The organism is Halomonas sp. DP4Y7-1, assembly GCF_019800705.1.
In the GTDB taxonomy this organism is placed as follows: domain Bacteria; phylum Pseudomonadota; class Gammaproteobacteria; order Pseudomonadales; family Halomonadaceae; genus Halomonas; species Halomonas litopenaei_A.
The window spans coordinates 59,274-72,255 of the sequence record NZ_JAHVKS010000010.1; the positions used below are offsets into that span (position 1 = coordinate 59,274).

13 protein-coding genes are annotated in these 12,982 nt (G+C 61.7%); 8 read left to right on the forward strand and 5 right to left on the reverse strand.

Annotation, left to right across the window (positions count from 1 at the left end):
• Positions 1-27 precede the first annotated feature (27 nt).
• Positions 28-342 carry a septal ring lytic transglycosylase RlpA family protein gene (locus tag KUV72_RS17050; RefSeq protein ID WP_224852091.1) on the forward strand — a complete coding sequence of 105 codons (315 nt, stop codon included), beginning with the start codon at positions 28-30 and terminating at the stop codon, positions 340-342.
• A 160-nt stretch (positions 343-502) separates the two neighbouring features.
• Here KUV72_RS17050 and KUV72_RS17055 read toward each other — a convergent pair whose 3' ends face one another.
• Genes KUV72_RS17055 through KUV72_RS17070 form a run of 4 tightly spaced genes read right to left on the reverse strand, consistent with a single transcriptional unit; the run spans position 503 to position 4,327 of the window.
• Positions 503-1,660 carry an ABC transporter substrate-binding protein gene (locus KUV72_RS17055; RefSeq protein WP_261317544.1) on the reverse strand — a complete coding sequence of 386 codons (1,158 nt, stop codon included), beginning with the start codon at positions 1,658-1,660 and terminating at the stop codon, positions 503-505.
• Entirely contained in the window at positions 1,657-3,069 is a 1,413-nt protein-coding gene (locus KUV72_RS17060) for a sensor histidine kinase (protein WP_222239187.1), read from the reverse strand. The genes KUV72_RS17055 and KUV72_RS17060 overlap by 4 nt, the downstream gene beginning before the upstream one ends.
• Positions 3,066-3,725, reverse strand: a complete 660-nt coding sequence (locus KUV72_RS17065; RefSeq protein WP_222239188.1) for a response regulator transcription factor — start codon at positions 3,723-3,725, stop codon at positions 3,066-3,068. The genes KUV72_RS17060 and KUV72_RS17065 overlap by 4 nt, the downstream gene beginning before the upstream one ends.
• On the reverse strand, positions 3,725-4,327 hold the full coding sequence (locus KUV72_RS17070; RefSeq protein ID WP_222239189.1) for a helix-turn-helix domain-containing protein: 603 nt from the start codon (positions 4,325-4,327) through the stop codon (positions 3,725-3,727). Before KUV72_RS17070 ends, KUV72_RS17065 begins: the two co-directional genes overlap by 1 nt.
• Positions 4,328-4,585: 258 nt before the next feature.
• Here KUV72_RS17070 and KUV72_RS17075 point away from each other — a divergent pair, with 258 nt between their 5' ends.
• The 3 genes from KUV72_RS17075 to KUV72_RS17085 are packed head-to-tail and all read left to right on the forward strand — an operon-like array spanning position 4,586 to position 7,550.
• Positions 4,586-5,575 carry a Bug family tripartite tricarboxylate transporter substrate binding protein gene (locus KUV72_RS17075; RefSeq protein ID WP_222239190.1) on the forward strand — a complete coding sequence of 330 codons (990 nt, stop codon included), beginning with the start codon at positions 4,586-4,588 and terminating at the stop codon, positions 5,573-5,575.
• Entirely contained in the window at positions 5,572-6,027 is a 456-nt protein-coding gene (locus KUV72_RS17080) for a tripartite tricarboxylate transporter TctB family protein (RefSeq protein WP_222239191.1), read from the forward strand. The genes KUV72_RS17075 and KUV72_RS17080 overlap by 4 nt, the downstream gene beginning before the upstream one ends.
• Positions 6,027-7,550 carry a tripartite tricarboxylate transporter permease gene (locus tag KUV72_RS17085; RefSeq protein WP_206944684.1) on the forward strand — a complete coding sequence of 508 codons (1,524 nt, stop codon included), beginning with the start codon at positions 6,027-6,029 and terminating at the stop codon, positions 7,548-7,550. The genes KUV72_RS17080 and KUV72_RS17085 overlap by 1 nt, the downstream gene beginning before the upstream one ends.
• Positions 7,551-7,663: 113 nt before the next feature.
• On the opposite strand, the gene KUV72_RS17090 is transcribed toward KUV72_RS17085, so the two are convergent.
• Positions 7,664-9,166 (reverse strand): PLP-dependent aminotransferase family protein, encoded by a 1,503-nt coding sequence (locus KUV72_RS17090; protein ID WP_222239192.1) that lies wholly within the window; start codon positions 9,164-9,166, stop codon positions 7,664-7,666.
• Between the two features lie 88 nt (positions 9,167-9,254).
• Here KUV72_RS17090 and KUV72_RS17095 point away from each other — a divergent pair, with 88 nt between their 5' ends.
• The 4 genes from KUV72_RS17095 (at position 9,255) to KUV72_RS17110 (ending at position 12,444) form a co-directional block, all read left to right on the forward strand.
• Positions 9,255-9,716, forward strand: coding sequence for a GNAT family N-acetyltransferase (locus KUV72_RS17095; protein WP_222239193.1), 462 nt, complete (start codon positions 9,255-9,257; stop codon positions 9,714-9,716).
• Positions 9,717-9,778: 62 nt separating this feature from the next.
• A complete protein-coding gene (locus KUV72_RS17100) occupies positions 9,779-10,540 on the forward strand; it encodes a GNAT family N-acetyltransferase (RefSeq protein WP_261317545.1) in 762 nt (253 codons plus the stop codon).
• A gap of 65 nt (positions 10,541-10,605) precedes the next feature.
• Complete coding sequence (locus KUV72_RS17105; protein ID WP_222239194.1) at positions 10,606-11,223, forward strand: FMN-binding negative transcriptional regulator; 618 nt, start codon at positions 10,606-10,608, stop codon at positions 11,221-11,223.
• Between the two features lie 132 nt (positions 11,224-11,355).
• Complete coding sequence (locus tag KUV72_RS17110; protein WP_222239195.1) at positions 11,356-12,444, forward strand: isocitrate/isopropylmalate dehydrogenase family protein; 1,089 nt, start codon at positions 11,356-11,358, stop codon at positions 12,442-12,444.
• Positions 12,445-12,982 lie beyond the last annotated feature (538 nt).

The following is a 12,982-nucleotide window of genomic DNA, read 5'->3' on the forward strand; positions in this document are numbered from 1 at the left end:
ATAACGTCACTGACCAGTGACCCGGCGATGGCCAGAGATGATGGCGATGTCGCCTCCCAGCGTGGCCAAGCGTCGTTCTACAGTGATCGGTTCCAGGGACGTCGCACGGCCAGTGGCGACACCTTCGATCAGCAAGCTCTTACCGCCGCCCATCGAAGCCTGCCTTTTGGAACCAAGGTATTGGTGACTCGACGGGACACGGGACAGAGTGTGGAAGTGGAGATCAATGATCGCGGCCCCTTCGTCAAGGGACGTGTGATAGATCTCTCCAAGCAGGCAGCACGTCAGCTTGGCATGTTGAAACGCGGTACCGCGCCGGTCCTTTTGACCTACCTTCCCTGAGTGGTAACAGGGCGCTTTGGCCAGCAACGCCACAGCATCTCCCAGGGGTCACAAGCGCCGGCACGTCGTTGAAGTCGCTAAGTCGTCAAATGAGAAGGCCCGCCTGTTGGATATGTGTTCAACGGGCGGGCCTTCTTGCGTTTGTGCGGGTGACGCCAGTCTAGCGACCGTTGACTGGCTTGCCGGCGATCTGGTCGTGGAATTCTCGCTGCCAGCGGCTTAGCAAGGCGCGACGCTTGAGGTCATCCAGCGTGGCCAGCAGGCCAGGGCTGAGCGGCGTAGGACGCAGGCCTTCCGGCTGTGCGCGGCGCAATGCATTGGCGGTGCCTGGGCCATCGAGCTCCGGGTGCAGCGCCCCCAGCTCGTTGGCCTCGGCGATCACGCGTTGTCCGTGGCTGCCCAACAGGTAATCGATGAAGCGCCGTGCCGCTGAGGGGTGGGGGGCCTGGCGGGGGACAAAGGCCAGTCGCCGGATCACCAACGCGTAATCGTCGGGGATCACCATGCGCAGCGACGGGCTAGCGGTGACGCTTTCTCTGGCGTAGCTGCCGAGCACGTTGTAGCCGATGTCAAAGCGCCCGTCGGCCAGGCCATCCAGCATGCTGCTGGTGGTGTCCACCAGCTGGGTGTCGGCACGCCCAAGTGCCGCGACCAGATCCCAATAGCGGGGTGATAGGCGTGACTCCTCAATGGCGTAGGTATAGCCGGCACCCGCGCTGACGGGGCTGTAGGTGACGACTCGCCCTTGCAGGGCGTCGGACTGTTCCACCAGCAGGCTGAGTAGGTCAGCATGGCTGTTGATTGGGCCAACGCGCTCTTCAAGGGCCCGACTGACAACCATGACGATGGGCTCGAACGTGAAGGCGAAGAGTTCGTGGCGCCATTTGGCGTCGCTGGGCCAGCGTCGCGTCGTGGGGGTTTCGATGCTTTGCGCGTGACCCGCGTTGACCAGCAGGTATTGCCAGGGCATCGCGGACGAAATCACCACGTCGGCCTCTGCGGGCGCATCGAGAAAGCGCTGATGCACGTCCAGGGTGGAGAAGTTGCGGTAGGTAATGTCGTATTGCGGGTGACGCTGGTGGAAGTCCTCGAGCAGCGGCATGGCGTACGGAATGTCGAGTGCCGCGTGAATGATCAGGGGCACGCCTTCATCCGTCTTTGCTGCAAAATGCGCCTGCTCATGAGGGGGCAGGGGCTGCTGGGGAGTCTCGTCCTGTTGCGCCATCGCCGAACTGACGACCCCCGCAAGGCCGAGCAGCAGCACGGCGCCCAGACGGCGCCAGCGCCAGGAGGATGAGGCGTAGCGGGACAGCGTCATGATAGCGAATGCCTTGTCGTCAGCGGTAGGTCGTCCGGCGTTACCGTGGCCTGGAATTCCATGCTCACGCTAAGGCCGGGAGAAGGTGCAGTGCCGCCATCGGCGAGGGTCAGCCTGGCACCATGGGTCCTGGCAATACCGTCCACAATCGCCAGGCCAAGGCCTGAGCCTTCGCCGGATTGCTGGCCGCGATGGAAAGGGCGCAGCGCCAGTAGCCGCCGTTCGCTGGGGATGCCGGGGCCGTCGTCCACTACCGCCAGGGTGGGAGGTTCATGGGTAACGACGATCGTGACGTGGCGAGCGCCGTAGCGGCAGGCGTTGTCCATAAGGTTGGCCAGCGCCTCGCCTAGCTGCCAGTCCAGGGCGAGCACCGTGATTTCCCCTTCAGGGGCGTCAAGGCCCAGGTCCACGCCACTGCGCTGGCAGCGTTGCCAGTGGGTCATCACGGCCTCGCGGGCTACCTGCACCAGTCCTGTGGGCGTCAGTTGGGGCTGGTACTCAGGGTTGTCCAGGCGGGTCAGCGACAGCAGCTGCATGGCGAGTCGCGATGCGCCTTGGCTGGTGGCATGCATGGCGCTCAAGGCAGTCCGCCAGGCCTGCGGATCAGTCTGACGCAAGGCCAGCTCGGCGCGGGCGGAAAGGCCTGCAAGAGGGGTGCGCAGTTGATGGGAGGCATCGCCGATGAACCGCTCCTGATTGGCCTTGACGCGGCGCATGCGAGCCAGCAGTTCGTTGACCGTGTCCCTCAACTCGGCCAGCTCCCGTGGCAACGCAAGCTCCAGGGGAGCCAGCGTGCGCGGGTCTCGGCTTCTGATCTGGCGTCGAAGCTTGGTCAGCGGTTCCAGCGCAAGGCGTATGGCAACGATCAGGGCGGCGACGGACAGCACCGCCACCGCCAACAGGTAGGCCAGACTTTGACGGAAGAGCTCCTGGCTGAGTGCGTCACGACCCTCCAGGGTGTGGGCGACCCGGATTTCATAGGGTTCTCTCAGGCGCCAATCCTCCAGGCGCGAGCGCCGCACGCCCAGACGCATTGGCATACCATTCCAGCTGATGTTGGCGTAGCCCATGTCGCTGGCACGACGACCGCTGAGATCGATGCCGGGTAGGTCAGCGTTGCCGGTGACGTGATCGCCGCGGGCGTCCACCAGACGGTAGAACACCCGCTCGTCATGTTGGGTGGCCAGCATCTCGAGAGCCGCTGGTGGTAGGTCAAGCCACAGTCGGTCTTCCTGCCACTGGGCTTGCTCGGCGATGGCGAGGGTCGCGGCATCCAGCAGTCTGTCGAAGGCACGGTCTGCCGTCTGGCGCGCATCGAGCCAGGCGCGCCAGAGCACCACGGTACCCACCAGCAACATGGGCAACAGCAGCCAGGTCAGCAGTCGGCTGTGCAGGGAATCGCCTCTCATGAGGCTTCCAGCAGATAGCCCAGTCCTCGCACGGTACGCAGCGTCACCTGGTGGCCGTGAAGTCGCTTGCGTAGCCGATGCACGTACACCTCGACGGCGTTGTCGCCCAGCTCCTCATCGCCAAAGGCTTCATGGACCAGGGTCGCCTTGTCCACCGGCTGGCCTGCATGGCGCATCAGACAGCCCAGCAGTCGCTGCTCGCGCGGGGGCAGGGCGAGCGCCTCGTCGCCCAGGGTGAAACGCTGCGCCAGGCTGTCAAAACCGAGTTCTCCCACGGTCATCAGCCCAGATGGCGCTCTGCGTCGCAGCAGCGCGCGCACTCTGGCCTCCAGCTCTTCCAGCGAGAAAGGCTTGGCAAGGTAGTCGTCCGCGCCAAGATCCAACCCGCGAACTCGGTCTTCGACGGCCCCGCGAGCCGTGAGTATCAGCACAGGCGTGACGGTATCATGTGCCCTCAGGGCTTCGAGTACGTCGAGTCCCCCGCGCCCGGGCAGGTTGAGGTCAAGCAGGATCAATTCGTAGTCGTGCTGTCGTTTCAGCAGGGTGTAGGCCGTATCACCGTTGTCCAGGTGGTGGACGTCTTGGCCGCCGATGCCCAGTGCATCGACCAATGTCTCAGCCAGCAATCTGTCGTCTTCCACCAGCAGCAGCGTCATCAGTGTCTCCCGTCATGATCATGTCCCGCGGTCAGTGCCTTGACCGCCTGATCCAGCCTGAGTGTGGCCTGATCTTCATTCACACGCCCGTTGGGGCCGGATACCGCCAGCCACATGGCCGGCTGGTCCGCCAGCTCGAGAGGACGGCAGACCATGATTCCCCCTGGCATCTCCGCGCACGGGTCGCCGGGGGATGGCGCAGGCCATTGATGGCCTGGCAATAGATCGTGACGCAGGCTGTGGTCGGGCCGCGCCGCCAATCGACATTGGACGATGCCATCGATCATCTCGAGCAAGCTGGCGGTTTCGCCCAGCTCGAGGGATAGCTCGTCAAGCCAAGGTTGTACCTGAGCAGCGAGCTCACGGCTGGGGGCATGTCTGCGGGCTAGTCGCACCGGCGCACTGCCGATCCGCCAACGACCATCGCTGCCACGTTGTGTGTAGTCGAAACGCTCAAGAGATGCCAGCAGTCGCAGCAGAGTGCTCTTGTAATAGCCCGTCGCCTCGGCGAGCTCTGCCAGGCTGAAACTCTCCTGGGGTGTATCGAAGACGTTCAGCACCGATAGGGCCCTTTCGACGGCTTCAACGCGATCCTGTGCCATGGCTGGGACATTCCTTTTGTGGCAATAACGCGATGCGTCTTGCATTCAACTTTGGTCGGAATTGTGCTTTTGCGCGTTGACCGCGGAACGGCACGGGCTTAGCTTTCCACCCAAGGGAACGGCATTCTGCCTTACAGAATTGTAAGCTAGGCGTCAGCTCCCAACAAGGATCTTTTTCAGACGTCATCCCGGCGTCAACCGTGACCAGATGTCATCAGCGGTGACATCGCTCACCCGACAACAACAGAGGGCTATCTCATGTCCATGAACACGCCAGTCAAATGGATTGCCATTGCTGCCATCACCGGCGCCGCCGGTTCTGCTGCCGCCTTTGAGCCAGAGGGCAAGGTGGAGTGTCTGGCGCCGGCGGATCCGGGTGGTGGCTGGGACTTCACCTGCCGCAGCGTCGGTACGGTGCTGGAGGAGCTGGATCTGGTGCCCCGTGGCGTCCAGACCGTCAACATGGCGGGCGCTGGCGGCGGCGTGGCTTACGCCCACACCGTGAGCAAGCGCGCAGGGGATGAGCAGCTGCTGGTGGCGGCATCGACCGCGACGACGACGCGTCTGGCCCAGGGCCAGTTCCCGGGCATGACCGCTGACATGGTCAACTGGGTCGGTGCGCTGGGTGCAGACTACGGTGTCATCGCGGTGAGTGCCGATAGCGAGTACCAGGACCTCAACGCCATCATGGAGGCGCTGAAGGAAGATCCCCGCTCGGTCAAGTTTGCAGGCGGTAGCGCCAAGGGTGGCTGGGATCACCTCAAGGTGTTGATCGCGGCCCAGGCGGCTGGCGTCGAGAGCCTGCCGCGCATTCCGTACCTGTCGTATAACAACGGTGGCGAAGCCATGACTCAGGTCGTCGGTGGCCACGTCGACGCCTTCACCGGTGACATTACCGAAGCCCAGGGCTTTATGGAGTCCGGTGACCTGCGCGTCGTGGCGGTGCTGTCCGATGAGCGGCTGCCGGGGGAGTTCAGCGATATCCCGACCGCCAAGGAGCAGGGCATCGACGCGGTGGGCCCCAACTGGCGTGGCTTCTACATGCCGGCTGATATCTCCGACGACGCCAAGCAGTATTGGGTCGATGCCATGGACACCATTTACCAGAGCCAGGAGTGGAAGGACGTGATGGAAAGCAACGGCCTGATGCCTTTCCACATGAGCGCGGCGGAATTTGAAACCTTCGTCAAGGAGCAGATCGCCGACATCAACCAGCTCTCCAAAGACATCGGACTGATTCAGCAATGAGCATGTTCAACGACCGCATCTTCGGGGTCTTGATGATCGTCCTGGCCGTCGCGTACGGCTGGGGCGCTTCCCAGTTTCCCGAGCCGTTTGGTGGGGCCGAAGCGGTCGGCCCCGAGACCTTTCCCTACCTGCTGGCGGTAGTGCTGGGTCTTTCCAGCCTTTATATGGTGGTACGCCCTGACCCGGACAATGCCTGGCCTTGGAGTCGTACGGGTGTCGAGCTGATCATTGCACTTGTTGTGCTGGTACTTTACGCCGGCATGCTGCAGCCGTTGGGCTTTATCCTGTCGACGTTACTGGCGGTCGGTACCTTGTGCTGGCGCATGGGCGCGCGTCCCGGCAAGGCATACCTGGTGGGTGGCATCTCCGGTGTCGCGGTGTATCTGATCTTTAATTTTGCGCTGGACCTGCCCCTGCCTCTGGGCGTGCTGTCCTTCCTGGAGGTGGGCTGATGGAGACCCTTGGCTACCTGATCGATGGTTTTGGGGTCGCTCTCGCGCCTCATAACCTGATGTTTGCTCTGCTGGGTGCCTTTCTCGGTACCCTGATCGGGGCCCTGCCTGGACTTGGTCCGGCCAATGGCGTGGCGATCCTGATTCCGCTGGCGTTCACCCTTGGCTTGAAGCCGGAAACGGCCCTGATCATGCTGACCGCGGTATACGCCGGGGCCATGTATGGCGGGCGTATTTCATCGATCCTGTTGAATATTCCCGGTGACGAACCGGCCATGATGACCTGCCTCGATGGCTATCCCATGGCGCAGAAGGGCAAGGCGGCCGAGGCTCTGGCCATTTCTGCGGTGGCGTCCTTCATGGGCAGCCTGATCGCCACCGTGGGACTGATCCTGCTGGCGCCGGTGCTGGCCGACTTCGCTCTGACCTTCGGACCTGCGGAGTACTTCGCCCTGTTCCTGCTGGCCTTTGCGACCCTGGGCGGCATCACTGGCAAGAACCCGATGAAGACCGTCGTGGCGGCCTGTATCGGCCTGATGATTGCGACGATCGGTATCGATAACACCGGTGTTCAGCGCTACACCTTCGGGACCCTGGAGCTGTTCGAGGGCGTCGACTTCATCATCGCCATCGTTGGCCTGTTTGCCATCTCGGAACTGCTGTTCTTTATCGAGGACCGTGTCGGTAAAGGTCAGAAGCTTATCAAGGTCAATAAGCTCAAGCTGAGTTGGGCAGACATCAAGGGCATCATGCCCTCGAGCATTCGCGGTGGCATTCTGGGCTTTATCGCTGGCGTGCTGCCAGGTGCCGGTGCCTCGTTGGGCAGCTTTATCGGCTACACCCTCGAGAAGAAGGTGGTGGGCAAGAAGGGCTACTTCGGTGAGGGCGACCCGCGCGGTGTGGCAGGCCCTGAAGCCGGTAACAATGGGGCTTCCAGCGGCGCCCTGGTGCCGATGTTGACCCTCGGTGTGCCGGGAAGCGGCACCACTGCGGTACTGCTGGCGCTGCTGATTTCCCTGAACATCACCCCTGGTCCGCTGATGTTCACCCAGAACGCCGATATCGTCTGGGGCGTCATCGCCGCGCTGCTGATCGGTAACTTCCTGCTGCTGGTGCTGAACATCCCGCTGGTGGGCATCTTCGTGAAGCTGCTGTCGGTGCCGCCGATGTACCTGCTGCCGATCGTGACCATGGTGGCCTTCGTGGGGATCTACTCGATTTCCAACACCACCTTCGATCTGTACTTCATGGTGGCCTTTGGCGTCGGTGGCTATGTCCTGCGCAAGCTCGAGATACCTTTGGTACCGGTTATCCTGGGCTTGCTGCTGGGTCCGGAAATGGAGAAGAACCTGCGTCATGCCATGGATATCTCCGACGGTGACTGGACGATCCTGTGGGACAGCGGTCTGGCCATCGGTCTGTGGCTGTTCGCCGGTATTGGCCTGATCCTGCCGTATATCGTGGGTCCCATCCTCAGAAAGCGGATGGCGGTCAAGACGGCCCATACCACGCCGGGCGATTGAAGGGCAGAAGACATCCCGGTAGTGCGTATTGGTCGATTGACGTTGTTGGGCACCCCTTAGGGGTGCCCTTTTTCGTTGTTGGCGAGGGAACGGCGGAGCCGGTGGTTGCTGGCTTACCCCCCGCGCTGCGCTAGCCAGGCTGTTGCCAGCCAGCTCCCGGCCTGCTCTAGCTGTACCGGTGTAGACCCAGCGTAGCCAAGTACCAGACCCGCCTTGGGTGATGCACAGAGATAGTGATCGGACAGTGCGGATAACGTAATGCCTGCCTGATGTGCACGGTGTATCAGCTGTTGCTCCTGAGCCACCGAATCGAGATGGGCCACCAGGTGCATGCCCGATTGCCCCGATGACAGTGACAGGCCTGCCGCCACGGCGGGGGCCAAGGCCTGTCGCAGGCAGGCCTGGCGTTCACGGTAGCAGCGCCGCATGCGGGCAACATGGCGAGAGAAGTGCCCCTCCTTGATAAAGTCGGCCAGCGCCGCCTGGGCCACATATTGTCCTTCTCGGTGCAGTCTCGCGTTGGCCCGTCGAAAGTCATCGAACAGCGGCTCCGGCAGGACCAGATAGCCAAGCCGCAGACCTGGGTAGAGCACCTTGCTGAAGGTTCCTACATAGATGACCGGGTCTCCTCCGGCGAGCCCCTGGAGTGATGCCAGCGGAGGAGTGGTGTAGCGAAACTCGCTGTCATAGTCATCTTCGATGATGTAGGCGCCATGGCGCCGGGCGCACTCGAGCAGCGCCAGTCGCCGGGCCATGCTCATGGTCGCACCGCTGGGGTACTGATGGGACGGTGTTGCATAGATCAGGCGAGGGGGCTTGGCGCTGTCCGCCGCGTCAGTCTTTAGGCCCTCATCGTCCACCGGGACGGGCGTCAGCTCGAGTCCCGATGAGGCGAAGCACGCCTTTGCCCCCGCGTAGCCGGGGTCTTCGACCCAGGCCCGGTCGCCTGGGTCTGCCAGTAGTCGTGTCACCAGCTCGAACGCTTGCTGAGCGCCCTGGGTGATCAGGATCTGATGTGGGTGACAGCGTACCGAGCGTGACAGCCGCAAGTAGTCGCACAATGCCTCCCGCAGCGGCCCGTGGCCACCTCCTGTGGCGTAGCCAAAGACATCGTCATCGGCACGGTGCTGGTGTCGCTTGAGCAAGCGTTGCCACAGCTCTCGAGGAAACTGGTCGATGGCCGGCATCCCGGGGGTAAAGGCCCGGCGCTGTCCGTCCATGGCACCGCAGCTGGCCAGCAGCTGTTGACCGCGGTTGGAGTAGGGGATGGCTGTCGGTTCTGAGGAGGGGATGGAGGCGGCAACATCGACGTCTCGTGGCCAGGCGTCGTGCAGGTCGAGACGCGCCACGTAAAGGCCCGCTCCCGGTCGAGACACCACAAAACCCTCGGCGCTGAGCCGCTCCACCGCGGCCAGAACGGTGTTGCGTCCCACTCCCAGAGTGGAGGCCAGTCGGCGCGACGATGGCAAGGCGCAGCCCTGGGGGAGGTCTCCCTGGACGATCCAGTTGCGCAGTGCCATATACAGCCGATGAGAAAGCGTACCCTCCGCATCTGTGGCAAACGTCAGTGCCAGGGCCTCGATAACCCACGAGGCATGGGACGATGAGTGGTTCACTGGTTCCCTCAATTTATTGGTAACTGGTGCTTTAAGTAGAACCACTATGCTCTCACACTCAGGGTCTGTCACCTCTGGAGGAAGTCACATGTCGATGATTCGTCCCGCCACAACGGCGGATCTTGATCGCTTGTCTGAGTTGTTCGACAGCTATCGCGTGTTCTACGACCAGCCAAGTGATCCCGCTGCCGCTCGTGACTTCCTGTCCACGCGGCTGGCCTTGGCGGACTCGCGCATTCTGGTGTGCGAGGCCGACGGGGGGCTCACTGGATTTGTCCAGCTGTATCCCACCCTGTCATCGGTTCGGTTAGGTCCACGCTGGACGCTTGCCGATCTCTTCGTGGCCCCGCAAGGACGTGGCAAAGGGGTGGGAAGGTCGTTGATGAAGGCAGCCGTCAGATTGGCCGAGGAACACGGTGTTGGCCAATTGACCCTGCTGACGCAGACCCACAACCACACTGCCCAGCGGCTTTATGAAGCGCTCGGCTGGCAACGCAACGATGCCTTCTTTGGCTACACCCTGACCTTGGCCCCCTCGTCCGGCGCTTGATGGCATAGATAGCGCCCCTCAGGCAGCGACCCTCGGGTAGCAAAGAGAGAAAGGAGTGAACTATGCCGATGGACGGTAGCTGGGAAGGTAAAAGTGCGTTCGGTCAACCAGTGGGTGCCGAGGTGAAGGGCTGGAATGGGCCTTGTCCAATCCCCTCTGGCGAGGCCTTGCAAGGTCAGCAATGCCGGGTCGAGCGACTCGATGGCCAGCGTCACCCGCGCTCACTGTGGGAGGCCTGGAAGGGAGACGATCCGAACGACCCAGGTGATGGGATCGGGCGCTGGACCTACCTGGGCGGGCGTCCCTTCCATGACGCAGATGGCTGCTACCGCTGGGCAGAGGAACGGGCCAAACAGTCGGACCCCGTGTTTGTGGCCATCGTCGACCGTTACACAGGCCGGGCGCTGGGTACCGCGTCCTGGCTCAATCTGGAACCTGAGCATGGCACCATCGAGCTGGGACACATCAGCTTCTCGCGAGCTCTGTCGCGCACGCGCATGGCCAGTGAAGCCCTGATACTGATGGCCGCTCATGCCTTTGCGCTGGGGTATCGCCGCCTTGAATGGAAGTGCGATGCGTTGAACGCGCCCTCGCGGCGTGCCGCCGAGCGGCTTGGCTTCACCTTTGAAGGCATCTTTCGCCAGCACCGGATAGTGGCAGGCCGCAATCGCGACACCGCCTGGTTTTCCCTGCTGGATCACGAATGGAGCCTGCTGGAGCCGCTCTATCGTGAGTGGCTGGCGGCTGACAACTTTGATCAGCACGGGCGGCAGAAGCGGTCACTGTCCGCCATGACGAAGGCGATTGTCGAGCGTGGTGCGTAGATCTGACGCGCCACCATTCACTCCACACCTGACGCCTCTATACCCCTACCAAGGAAACACGCACTATGTACCAACCCAAGCATTTCGCCATGACGGAACATGCTGCCATGGTGGCAGTGATGCAGCGCCATCCCTTCGCGACACTGGTGACCTGTGGCGACGATGGCATGCATATCAACCACCTGCCGCTGCTGTACACGGAGACGTCTGGAGGCGCTGTTCTGCGAGGGCACATCGCACGTGGCAATCGTCTGTGGCAGCGCCGGTTGGCGCACGCGGTAGCGGTGTTTCAGGGCCCGGATGCCTATATCTCTCCGAGTTGGTATCCCGATAAGCAGGTTCATGGTCGTGTGGTGCCTACCTGGAACTATCAGGTGGTGCACGCGCAAGGCCAGCTGAGCTTTCCCGAAGATGGTGATTGGTTTGCGGCACACCTGCGTGACCTGGTGGATCGTTTTGAACAGCCCAGGGACGACCCGTGGAGCATCGATGATGCGCCGCATGACTACCTGCAAAAAATGCAGCGAGGCATCGTAGGGGTAGAGTTGGTGGTGGAGTCATTGAGCGGCAAGCACAAGGCGAGCCAGAACAAGAGCGACGAGGAGCGGGCGGGGATTCGCGCGGGGCTTGAGGCACAAGGCCGAAGTGGGGGCACGGCCGCGCTGCTGAGTGGATTGTCCTAGCGATCGGCAAGCAAACACGATGTCGGTGGGAACCGGTGTCCTCCCCCGTCGTTGGAAAGATGCTCTCCGAGCATGCCCGAATCATGCGTTATGATCGTTCTCTTGAACACTATAACCATAAGAGGACGCCACGTGAGCTATCGCATCGCAACCATTGCCGGTGATGGCATTGGCCCAGAGGTCACTGAGGCGACGGTAAGGGTGCTGGACGCCCTGCTGGGGCCGGATGTACTGACGTTTGAGTGGTTGGATGGTGGTGCAGGTCACTATCAAAAGACCGGAGAGGTGTTGCCTGCAGAGACGCTGGCGGCATGCCGAGACAGCCATGCCATTCTGCACGGGGCTGCGGGGCTTCCCGGGGTGACCTATGACGATGGCACCGAAGTGGGTAACGACCTTCACTTGAAGCTGCGCTTTGGCCTTGACCTGTATGCCAACGTGCGGCCCATTCGTCTGCTGCCTGGGGTGGAGTCGCCGTTGAGGCATCACCAGCCCGGCACCATCGACTACGTGATCGTGCGTGAGAACACCGAAGGGCTGTATGCCAGCCGCGGAGCGGGGGTAATACTCAGAGACGAGATGGCCAGCGATAGTCTGGTGATCACTCGCAAGGGGACCGAACGCGTAGCGCGCTTCGCCTGCGAGTTGTCGCGCCAACGTCAAGGTGCCCCTCGCGATGGCAAGCACCGCGTGACCGTCTGTGACAAGGCCAATATCTTGAGAAGCTACGCCTTCTTTCGACGGGTCTGTGACCAGGTCAGCGCCGAATTCGATGACATTGAGCGGGACTACGCCTACGTGGACGCCATGACGGTTCACCTGGTCAAACGTCCCGACTTCTATGATGTCATCGTCGCAGAGAACCTGTTTGGCGATATCATTTCCGATCTTGGCGCTGCCACTGTGGGAGGTATGGGCGTATCGCCATCGGCGGAGCTTGGTGACCGCTATGGCCTGTTTCAAGGAGCCCACGGTAGCGCACCGGATATTGCCGGGCAGGATGCCGCCAACCCGATCGCGACTCTGCTGTCCGGGGCCATGATGCTCGAATGGTTGGCCACGGGCCACCATGATGAGCGGCTGTCGCTGGCGGCGGAGCGTTTGCGCCTGGCGATTGATGAGGTGCTGGAAGCTGGCCTGCACCGCCCCCGCGAGTTTGGCGGACAGGCGGGATGTCGAGACTTCACCGAAGCGGTGCTGGATCAGTTGGGGCACACATAGGGCTTGATACAGGGGCTCGGTATCGCGCTAGGCTTGAGTCAAGCAGGGAATGCCCGGAACCGCCAGACCAATGGTCTGGCGGTTTTTGTGTCAGTAACCTCCGTCACTCTCCAGGTAATAGCGGCCTTATCACTCTGGCTTCGTCAATTGAGGGGAGTGAGTCCCCCTTTTCATCTAAGTTCTGCTGGGACGCTCATGGTTTGATCCCTTCATTTTAACGGCGTTAGTCCTGCAGGTGTTTTTAGTTAGTGATGTCTACTAAAAATGACTCTCAATGAAGGGCTTTTAGCCGAGGGTTGGTTATGCTCATACTTGGTGTGAGTAAAGCCACTGCTGTGGCGAGAGATTTCATACATAATTGTTTTTTATGTCGCTTTTTTCAAGGTTTCTGCCATAAAGGATGGGGTTGTTGTTGTCGGGTTTTGGTGTTTATTGATTGTCTTGTTGATATTGGGTTTGTGCTCTTTTAGTCACGTCTGTGCTTCGTCGTACCTTTTTTTGTCAGTGATTGGCTCTGGATGTCGTTCAGGGTGTTTTT